Below are 21527 nucleotides of genomic sequence, written 5' to 3' on the forward strand. Positions count from 1 at the left end.
CATGACTAAAGCTGAATTACGAATAAAATATAAAACACTTCGTAAAGGGTTAACTGATGAAGTGATTCATGATTTAAGCATTGACATCGCCAATCAACTCCTCAAATTGGACATTTGGCAATTTAGTTTTTATCATCTTTTTTTGGCTATTGAAAATCAAAAAGAAGTAAATACCGATTATATTTTAAACATCCTTTCGGTAAAGATAAAAATGTTGTGATTTCCAAAAGTAATTTTGAAACACGAACACTTCAGCATTTTTTATTAACCGATGCGACTACAATAAAATTAAACCGCCATAACATTCCTGAACCTGTGGATGGTATTGAAATTGACCCTTTAAAAATAGAAGTCGTTTTTGTACCGTTATTAGCCTATGATACAATGGGTAATCGTGTGGGGTATGGAAAAGGGTTCTACGACAAATTTTTAGCGGGTTGTAAACCCCACACCATAAAAATAGGGCTGTCCTTTTTTAAGCCTGAAAACTTCATTACAGATGTGTCTATCACCGATATCCCACTTGATTTTTGCATATCGCCGAAGAATATTCTTACATTTAAGTAGCTTTTTATCGATAAAATGCTATTTTTGTCGTTAAATTGTATTTTTATTCTATATTTGATCTATTAACCCAAATCACTTAAGTGTCTAAAATGAGACCCAATCAACTTTTTAAAAACGTAATCGACGACCTTGATATTGGCTATTGGGAGCTTCATAACAATACTAGTAATTGGTCTGCTGCTTTTTTGAAGGTATTAGGGTATGAACCTGAAGATGTTGAAATCAAGTTGGATTATTTTTTAAATCACCTTATTCATAGCGATCATCGGGCTAATTTTAGAGACAATTTTTTTAGTTTAGTAAGAAACCATCTTGATTTTAAACAAGTGATCTCTATTAAGTGCAAAAATGGAGAGTATAAAGAGTTTATTTGTTTAACCAATGATAATTTACCTATAAACGCCCATGGAGATGCTCCGGTTATTTTCTTTAACGAAAGAAAATTTAAAACCAGTCAAAAAGTAAAAAAGGATTATTTTTATTACCGCGAAAGCGCCGAAATGACCTCTACTGGAAGTTGGTATGTGGATTTTAAAAACCGAAAAAGCTATTGGGACGACCAAACCGGAAAGATTTTAGAATATCCGAGAAGGCTACATTCCTTCATTAAAAAATTCTTCGCAATTTTTTCCTAAAGAGTATCACCAAGTAGCTGCCGATTATTTTTTTAAATGTGCCATGGCAGGCATCCCTTTTGAAGCTGAGATTAAAATGCTAACGTTTAAAGGGAGAGCATTCGGGTGAAAGCGGTTGGAAAACCTGTTTATAATGATGATAAAGAAGTGGTTGGAGTAAGAGGTGTGTTTCAAGATATCGACGACGAAAAATTGAAGGTCATTACCCTTCAAAAAACCTCCGATATTATTGCTTCACAAAACTCAAGGTTATTTAATTTTGCACATATTGTCTCACATAATTTACGTTCTCATACCAGTAATCTTACTTTAATTACTCAACTCATTGATGACGTGGAAACGGTGTATGAGAAGTTAGAATTGCTGTCTAGTATAAAAGATATATCTGAAAGTCTTAACACCACCATAGATCATTTAAATGAGATAGTGACCATTCAAACTCAGACCAGCCAAAATAAATTAGAGGTTAGTTTTTCGTCAACACTCAATAATGTAAAGAAATCCATTGGCGGGATTATTAATGAAAGTAACGCCCAAATTCATGGCGATTTTTCGGCATTACCAGCTATTGATTATATCCCAGCTTATTTAGAAAGCATTTTACTAAATTTAGTCACGAATGCTATTAAGTACAAACATCCAGATAGAGCCCCTGAAATTAGAATTAACTCTTACGTTTTAGATAATAATCACTTCTTAGAAGTGCGTGATAATGGTAGTGGTATAGACCTAGAAAAATATGGAAACAAGCTTTTTGGTATGTATAAAACTTTTCATTACAACAAAGACGCTGTAGGCATTGGTTTGTTTATTACCAAAAACCAAATTGAATCGCTCAATGGTCAAATATTTGTAGACAGCACCCTACATCAAGGCACCACATTTAAAATACAATTTTAACTTACTCAATAGCCCTATGAAGTCTCCTACTGTTGAACTAGCTTGCATTATAGATGATGATAAAGTGTATGTCAATTTAGTTAAGAAAATTATTGAAACTAAAAAGCTCTGTGAAAATCTGATGATTTTTAGGAATGGAAAACAAAGTATTGAATATTTTGAGGCATTGATGGAGAACATGAAAGAAGACAGCATTCCCGAAATTATATTCTTAGACCTCAACATGCCCGTTATGGATGGTTGGGAATTTCTAGAACGATTCACCAAAATAAAGAATAAATTCAACAAAGTCATTACACTTTACGTCGTTAGCTCTTCTATCAATCCATTAGATGTGAATCGCGCAAAATCATTATCCAGTGTAAAAGACTACTTAATAAAGCCCATTAATATCTCTGAATTAGAAAACATCTTCTGTAAACCAACCGACTAAATAGCACCTGTACATTTAGTCGTTTTCAAGTGTTTTAGGAAACGCTTTATTATTGAATAAAATCAAAATTGCAAAACCAATACTTATCGCGACATCTGCAATATTAAATACGGGTTCAAAAAACATAAAATAACGACCGCCCCAATAAGGTATCCATTCCGGTAGATTCCCTTCCCAAATGGGCAAATACAACATGTCTACAACATTACCATAAAAAACACGTCCATAACCACCCTCCTCCTGGTAAAAATTGTGCGACCTGTGCGTAACTGTCGTTAAACGAAATACCATAAAATACAGAATCTATAATATTGCCTAAAGCGCCAGTAAAAATAAAAGCTAAAGCGATAACTAAAACATTCGATTGTTGTCTTTTTATAGCGTGCAATAACCAATAACCAATCCCAAAAATAGCTGTTATTCTAAAAAGGGTTAAGCTTAATTTTGCTGTTTTATCACTCATAAAAGGAATAATATCACGCAATGTCGTACCCCAAGCCATCCCATCATTCTCTACGAAATAGATTTTAAGCCAGCTAAAGATCGCCACAGACTCCTGTAGTTGAAAATGTGTTTTTATATAAATTTTACTCAACTGGTCTATAAGCAAAATAGCAATAATTAAAATCGAGGCTTTTTTTAAGGACATACTATAGATTTGATACAAAAATAGAGTTATTTTTTAGTTTTAGTTACGCTAATATTCCCATTTATAGTATTTAGCGTAATATGGTGTATGCCACTATTTAAAGGCTCCTCTTTCACAACACCTGTTTTCGAAGACGTTTTCACTAAGGCATAATTAGACTCTATAGCAATGTCTCCATTAACTGAATTGACAATTGCCTCACCAATAAAATTTTTTATAGTCGTATTTCCTTGGGCAAATTCTAGTGTAAGTCGTTTATACCTTCCTTTTATTTTTGCTGATGCAATTGCACTTTTAGCATAAACTGATAAGTTTTCGGGTAGGACTAAAACCAGTTCAACAGAAACTATTTTGTGTGCACTTAACTTATCGTTTTTACTTTCAAAAAAAGGCTGAAACATGCTTGAAATAAACAATGTGTCATTTTTCATCTCTGTTAACAGGATAATATCCTTGGCATATTCTCCATCAATTTTAGATTCCAATTGAATTCCCTTATTGCGCGGTGTCGTAGCTATTTTAATTTTAAAAATAGCATCATCAATAATCACCACGGTTTTTATAGCGGTATTCTCAATGCTTTGCTCTATAACTTTTTGCGCTTGACATGGAAGCGACAGACTTAAAAATATAACAAAAACGAATTTATTCATGAATAAAAAACGCCTCAATTTTCATTGAAGCGTTTATAATTTAATGTGCCTTAGCACGATTACTGCATGTTTTTGGCCTCAATACTTAACGTGGCGTGAGGGACTAATTCCAAACGTTTAGAATTGATCAATTTACCAGTAACACGGCAAACACCATAAGTTTTATTCTCAATTCTAATTAATGCATTTTTTAGGTCGCGAATAAACTTTTCTTGTCTAATAGCTAATTGTGAATTAGACTCTTTACTCATGACCGCACTGCCCTCGTCAAACGCTTTAAACTGTGGCGAAGTATCATCTGTTCCATTATCATGATCATTCATGTAGGCACTTCTTATTAACTCTAAATCATGCTTAGCGCTTTCAATTTTTTCTAAAATTAAGACTTTGAATTCAGCTAATGCTTTATCTGAATATCTTACTGTATTATCATCTGCCATACTATCAATGTTTTTTAATAAACAACATGGTATTTATAGTATCAAATACAATTTCTATACCATTGTTTACTTGGTCAATAATTTCAAGACTATCTGTTAAGGTTTCTGCCTTGATGTACTCTAAATTTGTTTTTACAGCCTGCGTAATTTGATGGTCTGTTTGCAGTTGCACTGCTATTCTATCTGTCACTTCAAATCCTGAATCTTTACGAAGATTTTGAATGCGATTCACGAGCTCACGAGCGATCCCTTCTTCACGTAATTCTTCTGAAATGGTAACATCTAATGCCACGGTAATAGACCCTTCATTTGCGACAAGCCATCCTTCAATATCTTGGGATGTTATCTCAACATCCTCCCGATGTAATGTAATAATTTTTCCGTTACAATTGACATCTATACTTCCATTTTGTTCAACTTTTTTAATGTCTTCTGAGTCAAAACCTTGTATTGCATTAGCAATCAACTTCATATCTTTCCCAAAGCGCGGCCCTAGTGTTTTAAAGTTAGGTTTTATTTGCTTTACCAAAATATCTGACGCATCTTCGAGCAACTCAATGTCCTTGATATTTACTTCACTTTTTATCAAATCTGCTACAGCATTGATTTCTTCTTTAAGTGCAACAGAATCTACTGGAATCATTATTTTTTGTAAAGGCTGTCTTACTTTTATCTTTTCCTTAGCTCTTAACGACAGTACTAATGAGGATATTGTTTGGGCCGTTTCCATTTTACGTTCTAAAGATTTATCTATAAAATCTGCATTAAATTTTGGAAACTCGGCCAAATGCACACTTTCAAATCGTTCTTTTTGAGTCGTTTTTGTTAAGTCTAAGTATAATTTATCCATAAAGAACGGGGCAATGGGTGCTCCCAACTTTGCAATGGTTAACATACAGGTATGTAACGTTTGGTACGCCGAAATTTTATCGGTTTGGTAATCGCCTTTCCGTAAACGCCTTCTACTTAAACGCACATACCAATTGCTTAAATAGTCTTGCGTAAAGTCTGAAATAGCACGCGCTGCTTTAGTAGGCTCGTATTCTGCATAAAAAGCATCTACTTTTTGAATAAGCGTATGTAACTCAGAGAGAATCCAACGGTCTATTTCAGGCCTGTCTTTTAGCATAAGATCCGCTTCTGCATAGCTGAATTTATCCAAATTGGTGTACAAACTGAAAAAAGAATAGGTATTATATAAAGTCCCAAAAAACTTACGTTTCACTTCTTCAATTCCTTCTAAATCAAATTTTAAATTATCCCAAGGGTTTGCATTGGCAATCATATACCAGCGCGTGGCATCTGCCCCATAGGTTTCTAAAGTCTCAAAAGGATCTGTAGCGTTCCCCAGTCGTTTAGACATTTTTTGTCCGTTTTTATCTAAGACCAATCCATTAGAGACTACATTTTTATAGGCTACCGAATCGAAGACCATAGTAGCTATAGCATGCATGGTATAAAACCACCCTCTAGTTTGGTCTACACCTTCAGCTATAAAATCAGCCGGGAACGCTTTATTCTCATCTATTTTCTCCTTGTTTTCAAAAGGATAATGCCACTGCGCATAAGGCATGGAACGCGAATCAAACCATACATCAATTAAATCGTTTTCACGGCGCATGGGTTGGCCACTTGGAGATACTAATACAATCTCATCTACAATATTTTTATGTAAATCGATTTTCCCGTAGTTATCTTCAGTATTATTCCCAACCTCAAAATCTGCAAAAATATCTTCTTTTAAAACGCCTGCCGAAACCGCTTTTGCCATTTCATTTTTAAGCTCTTCAACAGACCCAATACAGATTTCTTCCTTACCATCCTCAGTTCTCCAAATTGGCAATGGAATACCCCAATAACGCGAACGGGATAAATTCCAATCGTTTGCATTGGCTAGCCAATTTCCAAAACGTCCCGTTCCTGTTGATTTTGGCTTCCAATTAATGGTGTCATTAAGTGCCACCATTTTTTCTTTAACATCTGTTACTTTTATAAACCAAGAGTCTAATGGATAATACAGAATAGGCTTGTCTGTTCGCCAGCAATGTGGGTAGCTGTGCTTATACTTTTCAACTTTAAAAGCGCGATTTTCCTCTTTTAATTTAATAGCCAACTCAACATCCATAGAACGTTCGGCGCTTCTCCATCTTTGTAATATTCATTTTTAACATACTTTCCACCAAATTCATTCAGTTCTGGTCTAAAGCGTCCTTGCAAGTCCACAAGTGGTACCAAGTTTCCGTTATCGTCCTTTACTAACAGTGGCGGGACTTCAGGTGTGGCTTGTTTAGCAACTAAGGCATCATCTGCTCCAAATGTTGGCGCGGTGTGCACGATACCTGTACCGTCCTCAGTGGTTACGAAATCTCCTGCAATGACTCTAAAGGCATTTTCACGGATTGTCATTTGGTAAGGCGTATGGTAATAACTGCTCGTATTTTATTCCTACTAAGTCTTTCCCTTTAAATTCTTTAACGATGTAGAATGGAATTTTCTTGTCGCCCTCTTTATACTCTAATAATTCTGGTTTCGTTTCAACGTTATGAAATTTAGCGTCAAATTGTTTTTTAACCAATGCTTTTGCTAAAATCACATTTATTGGCTTGAACGTGTATTGATTGTAGGTTTCAACGAGCACATAATCGATCTTGGGACCAACGGTTAGTGCCGTGTTACTAGGCAAGGTCCAAGGTGTTGTTGTCCATGCTGTAAAATAAATATCACCTTCGTTTTGCAAAAAATCCGGCAGTGTTTCGTCTAAAGCTTTAAATTGGGCAACAATAGTCGTATCGGTTACATCTTGATAAGCTCCTGGCTGATTAACCTCATGCGAGCTTAATCCAGTACCTGCTTTTGGTGAATACGGCTGAATTGTATACCCCTTATACATTAAGTTTTTAGTGTAAATCTCTTTTAACAACCACCATACCGTTTCCATGTATTTAGGCTCGTAGGTAATGTATGGATCGTCCATATCTACCCAATACCCCATTTTTTGAGTTAGGTCATTCCAAACATCGGTGTAACGCATAACGGCTTTACGACACGCGGCATTGTAATCTTCAACAGAAATGGTTTTACCAATATCTTCTTTGGTAATCCCTAATTCCTTCTCTACTCCTAATTCTATGGGCAAACCGTGAGTGTCCCAACCTGCTTTACGCTTCACCTGAAACCCTTTCATGGTTTTATAACGTGGAAAGATATCTTTGATCGCACGGGCCAAGACATGATGGACACCAGGCAAGCCGTTGGCGCTTGGTGGCCCTTCAAAAAACACATAAGGTTCTGCATTTTCACGAGTATTGACACTCTTTTCGAAGATATTATTTGCTTTCCAATACGCTAGAATTTCTTCTGCAACGTTAGGTAAGTTAAGTCCTTTATATTCAGGGAATCCTGCGCTCATTTTGTAGTGTTTCGTTATCGAGTCGCGAAATTAAGAAATTTTAGCAAAAAAGAAGGCAAAATTGATTGGAAATGGCTGAGGCTTAAACTATAAATTCCACTAAATCTTCAATCTTAGAAATCAACTGAATTTTTATCGCTGTATTTTGCAGGGAAATTTTATTGTATTTTGACACAAAAATTGTTGAAAAACCTAGTTTTTCGGCTTCGAGGATGCGTTGCTCGACACGTTGCACGGGGCGTATTTCTCCGGATAAACCAACCTCTGCAGCAAAACAAAAATTTGCTTCCAAAGCTTCATCTTCATTTGAGGACAAAATAGCAGCCACCACAGCTAAATCTATAGCCGGATCATCTACACTAATGCCTCCCGTAATATTTAAAAAGACATCCTTAGCTCCTAAACGGAAACCAGCACGTTTCTCTAAGACCGCCAATAACATATTTAAGCGCTTCGCATTAAACCCTGTGGCACTCCGTTGTGGCGTGCCATAAACAGCCGTACTCACTAATGCCTGGACCTCAATCATTAGTGGACGCATGCCTTCTAAAGTCGCAGCGATGGCATTACCTGAAAGCACTTCGTCTTTTTTAGAAATAAGAATTTCACTTGGGTTGCTCACTTCGCGTAAACCAGAGCCTAGCATTTCGTAAATACCAAGTTCGTGTGTAGAACCAAATCGATTTTTTTGCGCGCGTAGAATTCTAAACACATGATTGCGGTCGCCTTCAAATTGCAACACCGTATCTACCATATGCTCTAAAATCTTAGGTCCAGCAATATTACCATCTTTCGTAATGTGACCTATTAAAATCACTGGCGTATTGGTTTCCTTTGCGAATTTAATAAGTTCTGTCGTACATTCTTTTACTTGAGAGATGCTTCCGCTAGAGGATTCTATATAATCGCTATGCAAGGTTTGAATAGAATCTATAATCACAATGTCGGGTTCTAAGCCTTCAATTTGTTTGAAAATATTCCGGGTCTTCGTTTCTGTAAGAATGTAGCAACTGTCGTTATTTGGATTAATGCGTTCGGCCCGCATCTTTATTTGTTTCTGACTTTCTTCTCCGAGAAACATACAATGTTTTATAAGGTAATTTTAGTGAGATTTGAAGCATTAACGTGCTCTTACCTATGCCAGGCTCACCCCCTAAAAGGGTTAAAGAACCCGGCACAATACCACCACCCAAAACACGATTAAACTCCGCATCTAAAGTATCTAGTCGCGCCTCCTTAGAGGCATCAATTTCCTTTATTCTTAGAGGTTTTGAAGCGCGTTTTGAGGTGTTTGTTGGAGTTTTCCAGTCGCTTTTTTCTCGGTTTTTGAATGACTTCTTCAACAATGGTATTCCACTCTTTACAAGCCGTACATTGTCCTTGCCATTTGGCATATTGCGTGCCACAGCTTTGACAGAAAAAAGTAGTTTTTACTTTTGCCATATTTACCTTCCGCGAAAGCGAAAATATCCTTTAATTTAATTAATTATTTCATCCTTGAAACCGAAAATCTTATTTTTAATAGCCAAAGTCTGCTTTAATCTTATCAGACAATTCTAAAACATGATTTTTAGTAATACCGGCAGCTTCTTTTAAAATATAGGCAGATTGATAAATTTTCATAGCCTTTTTAGGATCTCCTGTTTCTTCATAAAAACGACCTAAATAATAGTTCCCTAACAATGTGTCTGGATATTCTTTGGTAGCTAATTTAGCTAAAGGTTCAAAGTCTTCATATTGTTGTTTCTTTTCAATGGCCGCAGCAACGGCTTTAAAATCATTTATTAAAACAGGTTTATCTATATTATAAAGGTTCTTAATCCTTTGATATTTTTCTACAAGGTAATCTACAGATGAAGATTCTAATGGTATTATCTTTTCTTTATATTCTTTTACAGATATTGGTCTAAATGCATTAAAAATATTTTCAAAGGCTTGAGGTATTGCAATAGCGGGTAATAAATAATGTGATGCCCCGGTAAAATCACTGAAATTACTGCTGAGATAATCGTTTTTTATTTCATTAATAGCTGTGTTCAATGCTCGCGTTTCTTTTTGAATTGATTTAATATCGTTATCAGAAGTGGCGGTATAATAGAATATTTGATTTTGGATTCCGAGAAAGTTTTTTTGATATTAAAGAAGTCATACCTGACGTTAATTTAGGACTTACAGCAATATACGCATCAAATACCGGCTTTTCTTTCAATAAAAAATAATTAATAAAATTTGCAGTGGACCCGTGACCTACCACTACTTTAAATGGCTCTGTTCTATACGTTTTTTCAATAAATGGAATTAATTCCAAACTTACAAACTCAAGAAAAGCCGCCCCGGTATCTATGGGCAGTCCATTTGACTCTGATATAAGAGTGTCTGCTTCACGTTTACCAAATTGATTAACACCTACAACTATAGATTCAGGCATATTATTCCAATATGGAATATAATCTGCATTTCCTGCAACTATTTGAAACATAAAATCTCCATCCAGCACTACTATAATTGGGTAACTTTCGGTTCCATTTCCATAAGTTCTTGGCAATTGAATTTTAATATCTCTCTCCCCTCCTAACTTGCTAGAAGTAAATCTTTTATAAGTGGTTTGAGCTATGGAAAATTTAAAACAAAATAGTATGATTAATACTGGAATACAATTTTTCATTACGCAACGGGTTTTAACTATTGAAATCATTGTTTCGTTTTTTATTATAAATCTCATTTAAAAGAGACCTTATGATTTATTTTACTATAACTAGAACTGCTTTTCTTTAAAGAGAGACTAATTATCATCTTCAATACCAATATTTTCATCGGCGTTCTTTTCTTTGGATTCTTTTTCTAGCTCTCGTTCTTCTTTCTTGATCTTTTCCAGTTCTTTATCTATCTTTCGTTCCTCTTTCTCTAGCTTTTTTAGTTCCTTTTCTCTTTGCTTTTCTTCTTTTTCAGCAAGTTTCTCTTCCTCTTCTTTAAGCGCTATTGCTGCTTGAATTTCTTGACTATTCTCAAGATAAGTTAAAACAACCTCTTTAGTAATACGACCCGCATCTTCCAACAAATAAGCTGCTTCGTAATTCTTTATTGCTTTTTTATAATCTTCTTCCTTGTCATAAAAGCGACCTAAGTAATAATGTCCTAATAGAGATTCGGAAGTTCTTTATTCGCTAATTCACCAAGAGCTTCAAAATATTCAAATTTTTCTGTCTTTTCTATGGCAGTGGCTATTGCTCTGAAATCATTAATTAAAACAGGTTTATCTATACCAAAAAGATCCTCAATCGTTTGGTATTTTTGTATTAAATAATCTACAGGTGAAGATTCTAATTTTAATATCGACTCTTTATATTCTTTTTTTGATATAGGTTGAAAGACAAAAAATATATTCTCCAAAGCTTTTGATATAGCATAAGCTGGAAGTGTATAATGTGAAGGGCCTTCGAATTTATCGAATGACAATGATACATTCTTATTGTCTATTCCACTAATTATTGTATTTAAAGCTTCCGTTTCTTCTTTAATAAACTTTACATCGTTATCAGATGTTGCTAGATAATAGAATACTTTTGATTCTATTTTTGGAAGTTTTTCAGACAAATACGTCTTCATGTTTGGAGCCAGGTCTCGGACTTATAGATACGTATGCATTAAATAAAGGAACTTCCTTAATAAGGTAGTAGTTTATAAAATTTGCTGTGGCTCCATGACCAACTGCCACTTTAAATTTTGATGTTCGATATATTTTTTCGATATATGGAATCAACTCCATACCAATAAACTCAAAAAAGTCGGCGCCTGTCTCAAAGGGTAATGAACTTTTTGCTGAGTAAAATAAATCATCATCTCTTTTTCCATACTGATTTATTCCAATTACAATCGCTTCGGAATGTCTTCCCAATACGCTGCGTAATCAACATTTGCTGAAACGATTTCAAACATATAGTCCCCATCTAAAACCACAATAATAGGATAACTTTTTTCACTTGAATCATAGCTCCTTGGTAACTGAATTTTTAACTCACGTGGACCTCCTAATTTTTCAGAGTTGAATTCCTTATAAATCACTTGTGCAGAAAGAAATTGAACTGAAAGACAGAGGGTAAATAGGTATATCAAACGTTTCATAGTAGGTGATTTTAAATTTAATAAGGCAAGGTACAAATTATTTTTTTCTGTTGTATATGGGCAGGTAAAGTAGTGATAAACCACCAAAGAGAATAATTAAAGCTGTTTGTGATGTCCACATGATCCAACCAAAAGCACGACTGGGGTCTTCCGGCAAACCAAACATTAAGAATGCGACCACTATCGCTTCGGATAAGAACCAATACCTCCATTAGTAGCTGCAATGCTGAAACTTGCCAATATAAAAGCAATTAAAATAGCACCTAGTGGTATGGCATTTAATTGAGGAATCGCAAACGTCGTGATATAAAACATAAGCACATACATGCCCCGGATAAAAAACGTGTGAAAAATGAATGCCCACTTTTTTTTCATTTTAAAAATACTTAGCGCGCCTTCAATTAATCCGTTTACAAAATCCCTGATTTTTATTGCTATTGCAGACTCACTTCTTTTTAAATAGAAAATAAAGAGAAAAGCCAAAACAGTTAATCCAATACAACCAATAATTATTTTTAAAGGATTGAAACGTGCAACCAAAAAATTGTAAATAAAATCAAACTCTAAAATCAAGGTAATAGAAATAATTAACAACATGACTAATACATCGGCAATACGTTCAGCAACTATAGTTCCAAAACCTTTTTCAAAAGGCACACCTTCATAATTAGTTAATATTGAGGCTCCGGCAACTTCGCCTGCTCTAGGAATGGTGTAGTTTATTAAATAGGTGGCAAAAACAGCCATAACACTATTGCCAAACCTGACTTTGTAACCCATAGGTTCTAGCATAAACAACCATCGATAAGCACGAGACAAATGACTTAAAAGACCAAAAAAGACACCAAGACCGATATACGTATAGTTGGCGCTCTTAAAATAACCTAAAAGTTCTTGAATGGATAACTTTGAAAGCGAATACCATATTAAAAAAACTCCCAATACAATTGGGAGTGAAATTTTTAATATTTTAAGTATTGACTTATTCAATGTCTTATTTTAATAAGTTTGTGTTTTCGTCGGGAAACACCAATGACGGTTTAAACACTTTAGCCTCTTCAATATCCATAAAAGCATAGGTGATTAATATCAAGACGTCTCCGGGTGATACTAGTCGTGCCGCTGCTCCGTTTAAAGTTATTTCTCCTGTCTGTCTTGGGCCAGGAATTGCATAGGTTTCTAATCGTGCGCCATTGTTATTATTTACAATTTGAACTTTTTCACCTTGTATAATATTTGCGGCATCCATTAAATCTTCGTCAATGGTAATGCTACCTATATAATTAAGGTCTGCGCCTGTTACTTTTACGCGGTGAATTTTAGATTTTACTACTTGTATTTGCATGGTGCAAAGATAATTAATTTAGGGCGATATTGTCTATTAATCTTATGTCGTCTGCGTAAGTGGCAATAAACGCTCTGTAGGTTTTTGTTTTTGTTTTTCGTTTTACTGGCTGTAAGGTTTCAACATCGGCAATAATAAAATACTCTAATTCCAATAATTTATGTTTTGCAAATTGGTTTTCAACCCATGCCGTAATTTCATTAGCACTTTTTGTGCCAAATTTTAATTTGGCAGCCTGTAGTGTTTGGTAAATAAATGGTGCTGCCATTTTATAGTTCGATTTTAGCCTGATGTTCCTAGAACTCATTGCGGGACCGCTTTGTTCTCTATGGATTTTGCATCCATTAACTTTTACAGGAAGATTGTATTTTTGAGTCAGCTTTTTTATTATCACTAATTGCTGATAATCCTTTTCTCCAAAATACGCTTGGTCCGGCTTTACAATTTCAAAAAGGCGTTTTACTATGGTTCCAACACCATCAAAATGCCCCTTTCTGAACTTGCCCTCCATTTCAAATTCGAGGCCATCAAAACTAAAATGCTCCGCCTTCGCATCGGTTCCATAGACATCTGCGACAGTAGGGGCATAAATAACAATATCTTTAGAGACCGTTTCAAGAAGTTCTACATCCTTTTCAAGCGTTCTCGGGTATTTTTCTAAATCTTTGGCGTTGTTAAACTGTGTGGGATTTACAAAAATACTTACGACACAGATGGTATTATTAGCTAATGCTTCTCTTACTAATGCCAAATGCCCCTGATGTAACGCCCCCATTGTAGGCACAAAACCAAAGGTGCTTCCTTTAGCCTTATAGTATGCAATATGCTTTTGAATTTTAGTTTTATCCCTGAAAACAGTCATTTTTAATATAAAATTAACGCGTGCAAACTTAATATATTAGTCGCAATCTGCATAAATTTTTGTACTTTTGCGTGTTTTTTATTTTGATTTTTTCAAAAGTGAACCCTCACATACCAAAAGTGTCTGAGGTTTTTTTTAAAAACGGCAAGCTATTAATAACTGTATTTTGAACTAGAAAAACTAATGTATGAAAGATAAGAGAATATTATACGTGTCGTCTGAAGTGGTACCTTATTTGCCTGAAACTGAGATTTCTTCAATGTCCTTTGAAACTCCGAGAATGGTAAACCAACAAGGCGGACAAATAAGAATATTCATGCCGCGATATGGTAACATTAATGAAAGAAGGCACCAGCTTCATGAAGTGATTCGTTTATCTCGGAATTAATTTAGTAATCAATGATTTAGACATGCCTTTAATTATTAAGGTGGCATCAATCCCAAAAGAACGTATTCAGGTTTACTTTATTGATAATGATGAATATTTCAAAAGAAAAGCAACCCTTACAGACGAAGATGGTAATTTATTTCCGAGATAACGATGAACGTGCTATTTTCTTTGCCAAAGGTGTTATTGAAACCGTAAAAAAATTAAACTGGTCTCCGAGATATCATTCATGTGCACGGTTGGTTGGCCTCTTTGTTGCCTTTATATTTAAAACAGTTTTATAAAGACGAACCTTTATTTAACGAAAGTAAAATTGTTACGTCTGTATACAATCAAAGTTTCGAAAAAACGTTAAACAAAGACCTTATTAACAAAGTGTCGTTTGATAATATACATCCATCAACTATTAAAGCTTTAAAAGACCCGACCTATAATAACTTAATGAAAGTAGCAATAGACCAGTCTGATGCACTTATTATTGGGTCGAAAGAAATACCAGGAAGAATTAGAAAATTACTTAAAAGAATCTAAAAAACCGGTGCTAGACTTTAAAGATAAAGATGAGTTTGCAGAAGCCTACACAGAATTTTATAATACAAGCGTATTACAATAAATACATATGAAGAAGATAATTTACAGCCTCAAATTTATAACACTACTTATATTAACATTAAGTGTTATTGTATCTTGTGATAGAGATTTTTCAAATATAGAAAGTGATATTCAAGGAATAAAAAACTTTGAAGCTACCAGCAAACCATTTCCTATGGTCGCCACTACTAGATTGTTTACACCTTTCACTCCTTCGGAAGTGAAGATTTTGTAGGCGTTCAAGCAGACAACCTACCAGGAACACTTTTAGGTGTTTATAAAGATCCTAATACTGTTTTTGGAATTACAGAAGCAAATTTGACCACTCAATTGGTTCCAACGATATTCAATCCTGATTTTGGAGATAATCCTGTTTTAGAATCTGTAATACTACATATTCCTTATTTCTCAACATTGCAAAGCACTGATGATGATGGAAACAACTCCTACACCCTAGACTCTATATATGGCAATACTGGCGCTGATTACAAGCTCTCTATTTACAGAAACAATTATTTGTTAAGAGATTTAAATCCGGATGCCGACTTCGAAAACCCACAATGCTATTATTCTAATCAACAAGACGTATTTCAAGCGACTGTTAGTGCCGCGGACTTAATTTATGAGAATACGGCTTTTAGACCTAATGCTGCGGAGTATATCATCCCTGGAGAAGTTGATCCTGATACCATGATTGAAGGAGAGCCTACGCGCTTTCCTCCAGGTCTTACACTTGATTTAACTCAAGACCCCAATATCCCAGGCACAACCTTTATTGATACCACGTTTTTTTCTGAATTATTGTTTGAAAATGCTTCTCCAGCCGATTTAAGTAACCAAAACTTATTTGTTAATTATTTTAAGGGTCTTATTTTTAAGTTTGAGGTAAATAATAATGATGGCACTATCTTTTATGTAAATCTCGATGGTGCTAGTATTGTCGTAGATTATACAAATCAAGAAGAGATGGATGCTGAAGAGCCTTTTGGTGTTAAAGATGCGACGGTCTACAACTTACGATTTAGTGGAAATAAAGTAAATACCTTCAACACAATAAACAATGAAGATGTGGAAGGCCGCCAAGACAACCTCTACCTTAAAGGTGGTGATGGTGCTTTTGCTGAAATAGACTTATTTGCAGGAGACATTGAAGACGACCAAGGGGGTCTTGTGGATGCCCTAACTTACTTTAAGAGTAAAAAAGACACATGGCTCATTAATGAAGCGGATCTTGTGTTTTATGTGAATCAAGATTTAGTTAATGGTGATGAACCTGAACGTGTCGTGCTTTATGATTTAAAAAATAACGAACCTATTGTTGACTATTTTTTAGATGGAACAGTGAATACAACGAACCCTAGACAATCGAGAATCGGGTATTCCGAAATTTTAAATCGTGATAGTAATGGTAATGGCGTGCGCTATAAGTTTCGAATTACTAACCATATTAATAATATACTACGAAGAGATTCTACAAATGTTAAATTGGGTTTGTATTTAACCTATAATATAAATCAGTTAGCCGATAATTTTAGCGGAATAATTACATCTAAAATTCAAGGTGTTAATAATGATGAAGACGATGCTACTATTGACGCGTTGCCTCCAACAAGTATTTTAAGCCCTAAGGGCACCATTCTTTATGGAAGCGGTAACTTACCTGCAGGACAAAAAGCAGAATTAGAAATTTTTTATACAGAACCGAGAAAACTAATAGCATATGTGTGGTATCGTTGGATATATAGGCAAAAAAGAAGCGTATCCTATTATTTTAGAAGGCTTAAAAAGATTGGAATACCGGGGTTATGATAGTGCAGGAATTGCACTTTATGATGGTGAAAACTTAAAACTTTCGAAAACGAAAGGCAAGGTTTCAGATTTAGAAGAACGTATAACTAAAGACATCACAACTCATGGAACGGTGGGTATTGGTCACACAAGGTGGGCAACACACGGGGTTCCTAATGATGTTAATTCACACCCTCATTATTCAAATTACGGAGATTTAGTGATTATCCATAATGGTATTATTGAAAACTACGCCTCTATAAAGAAAGAGCTTATTAAAAGAGGGTATACCTTTAGTTCTGACACCGATACAGAAGTTCTTATTAATCTTATTGAAGATGTTAAAAAGAATGAAAAAGTAAAACTTGGCAAAGCCGTTCAAATTGCATTAAACCAGGTTGTTGGGGCTTATGCCATTGCCGTTTTTGATAAAAATAAGCCGAGACGAAATTGTGGTTGCAAAATTGGGTAGCCCCTTAGCTATTGGCGTTGGAGATGAAGAGTTTTTTATTGCTAGTGACGCTACTCCATTTTTAGAATACACAAAGAAAGCCATCTATTTAGAGGATGAAGAAATGGCTATCATACGTTTACAAAAAGGGGTTAAAATTAGAAAAATAAAAGATGACACTTTAGTAGATCCCTATATTCAAGAACTTCAGTTAAACCTAGAGCAAATTGTTAAAGGCGGTTACGAGCATTTCATGTTAAAAGAAATTCATGAACAACCCGAAGCCATTAAGGATACATACAGAGGCCGATTAAGAGCCAAAGAAGGCATTATCAAAATGTCTCGGAATTGATGATAATCTAGAAAGAATTCTAAACGCTAACAGAATCATTATTATTGCCTGTGGCACCTCGTGGCATGCGGGCTTAGTCGCAGAGTATATTTTTGAAGATTTGGCACGTATTCCTGTGGAAGTAGAATATGCTTCGGAATTTAGATATAGAAATCCTGTCATTACAGAAAAAGATGTTGTTATCGCCATTTCACAATCTGGTGAAACTGCAGACACTCTAGCTGCTGTTAAGTTAGCAAAATCAAAAGGTGCTTTTGTTTTTGGGGTATGTAATGTCGTGGGCTCTTCTATTGCTAGAGAAACGCATGCAGGTGCTTATACACATGCCGGACCGAGAAATTGGCGTCGCCTCTACAAAAGCGTTCACCACGCAAATAACTGTTTTAACACTCATCGCTTTAAAATTAGCAAAAGAAAAAGGAACGATTTCTAAATCTCAATTTCAACATCACCTGTATGAATTAGAACTCATTCCTGGAAAAGTTGAAAAAGCCTTGCTTTCTGATAGTCATATTAAACAAGTAGCAGAAATATATAAGGATGCTAAAAACTGCTTATACTTAGGTAGGGGTTATAATTTTCCAGTAGCACTTGAAGGCGCTTTAAAGTTAAAAGAAATTTCCTATATACATGCAGAAGGCTATCCTGCAGCCGAAATGAAACATGGTCCCATTGCGCTTATTGACGAGCACATGCCCGTTTTTGTTATCGCTACTAAGAAAGGCCACTACGAAAAAGTAGTAAGTAATATTCAAGAAATCAAATCAAGAAAAGGAAAGATCATTGGAATTGTAACAGAAGGAGATACCGATGTAAAAAGTCTTGCAGATCACATTATAGAAGTTCCTGAAACACTGGAGTCACTAACCCCATTATTGACAACCATTCCACTTCAGTTACTATCGTACCATATTGCGGTGTTGTTGAATAAAAATGTAGACCAACCACGAAATTTAGCAAAATCTGTTACTGTAGAGTGATTTTACTCACTCTCAAAATTCTTATAAATACAATTTTAGGCCTTATTTTATGAGACTTTCATAAAATAAGGCCTTTTGTTTTTTGATAAATTTATTATGCACGCATAAATTTCTTTAAGATTTTTTTAAGATTTGGTTAAAAACCGTATATTGGCATCTATAATTTAACTAAATCTAAAAAATGAAAACAATTTTATCTATAGTATTGATGGTTTTCTGCGGATTCACCTTCGCTCAAACCACAATGACTGGAACCGTTACGGATAACACCGGACGACCTATTGCTGGTGCAAATGTCATTATTGTTGGGACATCATCAGGGAATATGACTGACTTCGACGGAACGTTTACACTCACAACAGACAGTACGCCCCCATTTACGGCACAAGCCAGTAGTGTTGGTTTTTCAACTGAAATTATAGAGGTAACTTCCAGTAGTCAAAAATTAGACTTTATCCTTCAAGAAGGAAGTATTCTTGACGAAGTTGTTATTTCAGCATCTAGAACACGAGAACGTATTTTTGAATCGCCAGTTACTGTAGAACGTTTCGGTTTAAAAGAGATAAAAAATACAGCCTCTGCAGATTTTTATGATGGTTTAGAAAATCTTAAAGGTGTCGATGTGAATACCAACAGTTTAACCTTTAAATCGGTTAACACGCGTGGTTTTGCAACATTTGCCAACACCCGTTTTATGCAGTTAGTTGATGGGATGGACAACTCTACCCCAGCATTAAACTTCCCTATAGGAAATTTAGTAGGTATGATTGAAACAGATGTGTTAAGTGTAGAATTGCTACCTGGCGCCTCTTCTGCTTTATATGGTGCCAATGCTTTTAACGGTATTTTGTTTATGAGAAGTAAAAATCCTTTTGATCATACAGGCATTAGCGCCTTTTATAAGCAAGGAATTACATCACAAGAAGCTGCAGGAGATAATGCATATACAGATTTCGGAATTAGAATGGCTCACAAATTCTCAGATAAATTTGCTGCAAAAGTAAACTTTGGGTATTTAAAAGGAACCGATTGGGCAGCCACTAGTACTGTAGATAAAAATCAAGAAGGAGGAACACGAGAGAATAACACAAATTATGATGGGGTAAACGTTTATGGTGATGACTTTTCAGTAAACATCCAGTCCGAATCGGATTAGCATTCCTTCCTGATGTTGAAGTAACTAGAACAGGATATAACGAACGTGATTTAACCAATTATAATGCGGAAAGTATTAAAGCAGATTGGGGATTATACTTTAGACCTATTGAAGACAACAGTTTAGAATTATCTTATGTTGGGAAAGTAGGAACAGGTAACACCATCTACCAAGGCACGAACCGCTATAACATTAAAGGCTTTTTTCAAGAGCAACACAAATTAGAAATAAAGAATGACAACTTCTTTTTAAGAGGGTACGTTGTAGGAGATCGCTCTCGGTGACTCATATGATATGGTATTTACGGGTATCAATATTAACAGAGCGTGGAAGAGTGATACGCAATGGTTCCAAGAGTATATCGCTACTTTTGCTGGTATTGAGTTAAGTGGTAACCCACAAGGGTTGTCAGAACAACAGAAACACGACGCTGCTCGAGCAGTTGCAGATACTGGACGTTTTTTACCTGGATCAGCAGAATACAAATCGGCTTTCAATAGAAGTGTAAACGATCCCGATTTAAGCACTGGTTCTAAGTTTCAAGATGCCTCGAAATACTATCATTCAGATGCCAACTACAATTTTAGTCACTTAACAGACTTCGCAGACATTCAAGTGGGCGCTTCTTATAGAAGTTACGATTTAAATTCCGGTGGAACGATATACACAGATAAAGACGGCAATATTACCTATTCGGAATTAGGGATATATACTCAAATCCAAAAAGATTTTGATGTTAATGACGATATGGAGTTGAAAATTACCGCTTCTGCGCGTTATGACAAATCTGAATTATTTGATGGTTTTGTATCTCCAAGATTATCGGCAGGTTTAACGGTAAACAGAGACCATAACATTAGAGCTTCTGTGCAAACAGGTTTTAGAAACCCTACCACACAAGATTTATTCATTGGTCTAGATGCCGGTCGTGCTATTTTAATAGGTTCAGGGGCAGATAACCTTGCCGGATACACAAGAACGTTTGATGTAAGTACAGACGGCCAAACAGCTTCTCGGTCAAACTACAGTAACACAAACGGGTGCGAATGCTTATAACAATTCTTACTCATCTACAGTGGTTCAACAATTCGCAAACACTGGAAACCCTGCATTATTAGGAACTCCGGAAGCTATTGCTAATCCAGATTTAGTAAAACCGGAACAAGTGACTTCTGTAGAAGTGGGGTATAGAGGTAAATTTGATAAGTTGATTGTAGACTTTAGTGCGTATTACAACCAATACAAAGATTTCATCTCTCAAGAAGTTGTGATCGCTCCTTACTATGGAACTGTTGGCGATAACGGCTTATCAATTCAAGCAATAGCAAATGGTGATTTCCAAACATACAGTGCTTATACTAATTCTAGTGCCGATGTAGGATCTTATGGTGCTTCTTTAGGCTTATCTACAAAAGTATTAGGAGACTTTGATTTAGGAGGTAGTTATACCTTTACTAAGCAGGATTTCGACCAAGCTAGTGATCCGCATTTAATGACTAGTTTTAACACGCCGTAACACAAATTCAAAGCCTCTTTTGGTAACACAGAATTGTTTACAAATTTTGGTTTTAATGTCGCTTATAGATTTAGTGATGATTATTTCGGGAAGCTACTTTTGGAAATGGTATTGTACCGGAATTCCATACTATAGATGCTCAAATAAACTACCAAATCCCTAGTCTAAAAACAACGCTTAAAGCAGGTGGAACTAATTTAGGAGGAAAAGAATACTTTACAGCCTTTGGTACTGGATTTATTGGCTCTATGTACTATGTTGGTATCACTATTAACAACCTATAAAAAAGA

The 21527-nt window shown here is 35.3% G+C and carries 16 protein-coding genes and 7 pseudogenes; 8 read left to right on the forward strand and 15 right to left on the reverse strand.

Features of this window, described 5'->3' with window-relative positions; genetic code table 11:
* Position 1: 1 nt before the first annotated feature.
* The 4 genes and pseudogenes from N7U66_RS11230 to N7U66_RS11245 all read left to right on the forward strand — a co-directional run bounded on the left by N7U66_RS11230 (position 2) and on the right by N7U66_RS11245 (position 2535).
* Positions 2-567, forward strand: a pseudogene (locus N7U66_RS11230) (5-formyltetrahydrofolate cyclo-ligase).
* A gap of 89 nt (positions 568-656) precedes the next feature.
* Entirely contained in the window at positions 657-1202 is a 546-nt protein-coding gene (locus tag N7U66_RS11235) for a PAS domain-containing protein (protein WP_267675383.1), read from the forward strand.
* 105 nt (positions 1203-1307) lie between these two features.
* Positions 1308-2102, forward strand: coding sequence for a sensor histidine kinase (locus tag N7U66_RS11240; RefSeq protein WP_267675384.1), 795 nt, complete (start codon positions 1308-1310; stop codon positions 2100-2102).
* Positions 2103-2118: 16 nt separating this feature from the next.
* Complete coding sequence (locus N7U66_RS11245; RefSeq protein ID WP_267675385.1) at positions 2119-2535, forward strand: response regulator; 417 nt, start codon at positions 2119-2121, stop codon at positions 2533-2535.
* Positions 2536-2550: 15 nt separating this feature from the next.
* Here the strand turns inward: N7U66_RS11245 and N7U66_RS11250 are convergent.
* The 15 genes and pseudogenes from N7U66_RS11250 to panC form a co-directional block, all read right to left on the reverse strand.
* Positions 2551-3184, reverse strand: a pseudogene (locus N7U66_RS11250) (lipoprotein signal peptidase).
* Between the two features lie 26 nt (positions 3185-3210).
* Positions 3211-3837 (reverse strand): DUF4097 family beta strand repeat-containing protein, encoded by a 627-nt coding sequence (locus N7U66_RS11255; protein ID WP_267675386.1) that lies wholly within the window; start codon positions 3835-3837, stop codon positions 3211-3213.
* Between the two features lie 59 nt (positions 3838-3896).
* Positions 3897-4277, reverse strand: coding sequence for a TraR/DksA family transcriptional regulator (locus N7U66_RS11260; protein WP_267675387.1), 381 nt, complete (start codon positions 4275-4277; stop codon positions 3897-3899).
* A 4-nt stretch (positions 4278-4281) separates the two neighbouring features.
* Positions 4282-7686: pseudogene (gene ileS / locus N7U66_RS11265) on the reverse strand (isoleucine--tRNA ligase).
* Positions 7687-7768: 82 nt separating this feature from the next.
* Positions 7769-9129, reverse strand: a pseudogene (gene radA / locus N7U66_RS11270) (DNA repair protein RadA).
* 75 nt (positions 9130-9204) lie between these two features.
* The gene (locus N7U66_RS11275) at positions 9205-9726 is read right to left on the reverse strand and encodes a hypothetical protein (RefSeq protein WP_267675388.1); all 522 of its coding nucleotides are present in this window, start codon (positions 9724-9726) and stop codon (positions 9205-9207) included.
* A gap of 37 nt (positions 9727-9763) precedes the next feature.
* Positions 9764-10351 (reverse strand): alpha/beta hydrolase, encoded by a 588-nt coding sequence (locus N7U66_RS11280; protein ID WP_267675389.1) that lies wholly within the window; start codon positions 10349-10351, stop codon positions 9764-9766.
* Between the two features lie 117 nt (positions 10352-10468).
* Positions 10469-10741 (reverse strand): hypothetical protein, encoded by a 273-nt coding sequence (locus N7U66_RS21865; protein ID WP_313791187.1) that lies wholly within the window; start codon positions 10739-10741, stop codon positions 10469-10471.
* Positions 10742-10821: 80 nt separating this feature from the next.
* Positions 10822-11280, reverse strand: coding sequence for a hypothetical protein (locus N7U66_RS21870; RefSeq protein WP_313791188.1), 459 nt, complete (start codon positions 11278-11280; stop codon positions 10822-10824).
* On the reverse strand, positions 11273-11581 hold the full coding sequence (locus N7U66_RS21875; protein ID WP_313791189.1) for a hypothetical protein: 309 nt from the start codon (positions 11579-11581) through the stop codon (positions 11273-11275). The genes N7U66_RS21870 and N7U66_RS21875 overlap by 8 nt, the downstream gene beginning before the upstream one ends.
* Complete coding sequence (locus N7U66_RS21880; RefSeq protein ID WP_313791190.1) at positions 11554-11808, reverse strand: alpha/beta hydrolase-fold protein; 255 nt, start codon at positions 11806-11808, stop codon at positions 11554-11556. Before N7U66_RS21880 ends, N7U66_RS21875 begins: the two co-directional genes overlap by 28 nt.
* Positions 11809-11845: 37 nt before the next feature.
* Positions 11846-11989, reverse strand: a complete 144-nt coding sequence (locus N7U66_RS21885) for a hypothetical protein (RefSeq protein ID WP_313791191.1) — start codon at positions 11987-11989, stop codon at positions 11846-11848.
* The gene (locus N7U66_RS11290) at positions 11989-12798 is read right to left on the reverse strand and encodes a lysylphosphatidylglycerol synthase transmembrane domain-containing protein (RefSeq protein WP_313791192.1); all 810 of its coding nucleotides are present in this window, start codon (positions 12796-12798) and stop codon (positions 11989-11991) included. Before N7U66_RS11290 ends, N7U66_RS21885 begins: the two co-directional genes overlap by 1 nt.
* A 4-nt stretch (positions 12799-12802) precedes the next feature.
* Positions 12803-13153 carry an aspartate 1-decarboxylase gene (gene panD / locus N7U66_RS11295; protein ID WP_267675390.1) on the reverse strand — a complete coding sequence of 117 codons (351 nt, stop codon included), beginning with the start codon at positions 13151-13153 and terminating at the stop codon, positions 12803-12805.
* A 13-nt stretch (positions 13154-13166) separates the two neighbouring features.
* A complete protein-coding gene (gene panC, locus N7U66_RS11300) occupies positions 13167-14015 on the reverse strand; it encodes a pantoate--beta-alanine ligase (RefSeq protein ID WP_267675391.1) in 849 nt (282 codons plus the stop codon).
* Between the two features lie 187 nt (positions 14016-14202).
* Here panC and N7U66_RS11305 point away from each other — a divergent pair.
* The 4 genes and pseudogenes from N7U66_RS11305 to N7U66_RS11320 all read left to right on the forward strand — a co-directional run bounded on the left by N7U66_RS11305 (position 14203) and on the right by N7U66_RS11320 (position 21521).
* A pseudogene (locus N7U66_RS11305) lies at positions 14203-15016 on the forward strand (glycogen/starch synthase).
* Between the two features lie 170 nt (positions 15017-15186).
* Positions 15187-16803, forward strand: coding sequence for a DUF4270 domain-containing protein (locus N7U66_RS11310; protein ID WP_267678521.1), 1617 nt, complete (start codon positions 15187-15189; stop codon positions 16801-16803).
* A pseudogene (glmS, locus tag N7U66_RS11315) lies at positions 16715-18565 on the forward strand (glutamine--fructose-6-phosphate transaminase (isomerizing)). Before N7U66_RS11310 ends, glmS begins: the two are co-directional and overlap by 89 nt.
* A gap of 181 nt (positions 18566-18746) precedes the next feature.
* Positions 18747-21521: pseudogene (locus N7U66_RS11320) on the forward strand (TonB-dependent receptor).
* Positions 21522-21527 lie beyond the last annotated feature (6 nt).

This window comes from Lacinutrix neustonica, assembly GCF_026625145.1.
In the GTDB taxonomy this organism is placed as follows: domain Bacteria; phylum Bacteroidota; class Bacteroidia; order Flavobacteriales; family Flavobacteriaceae; genus Lacinutrix; species Lacinutrix neustonica.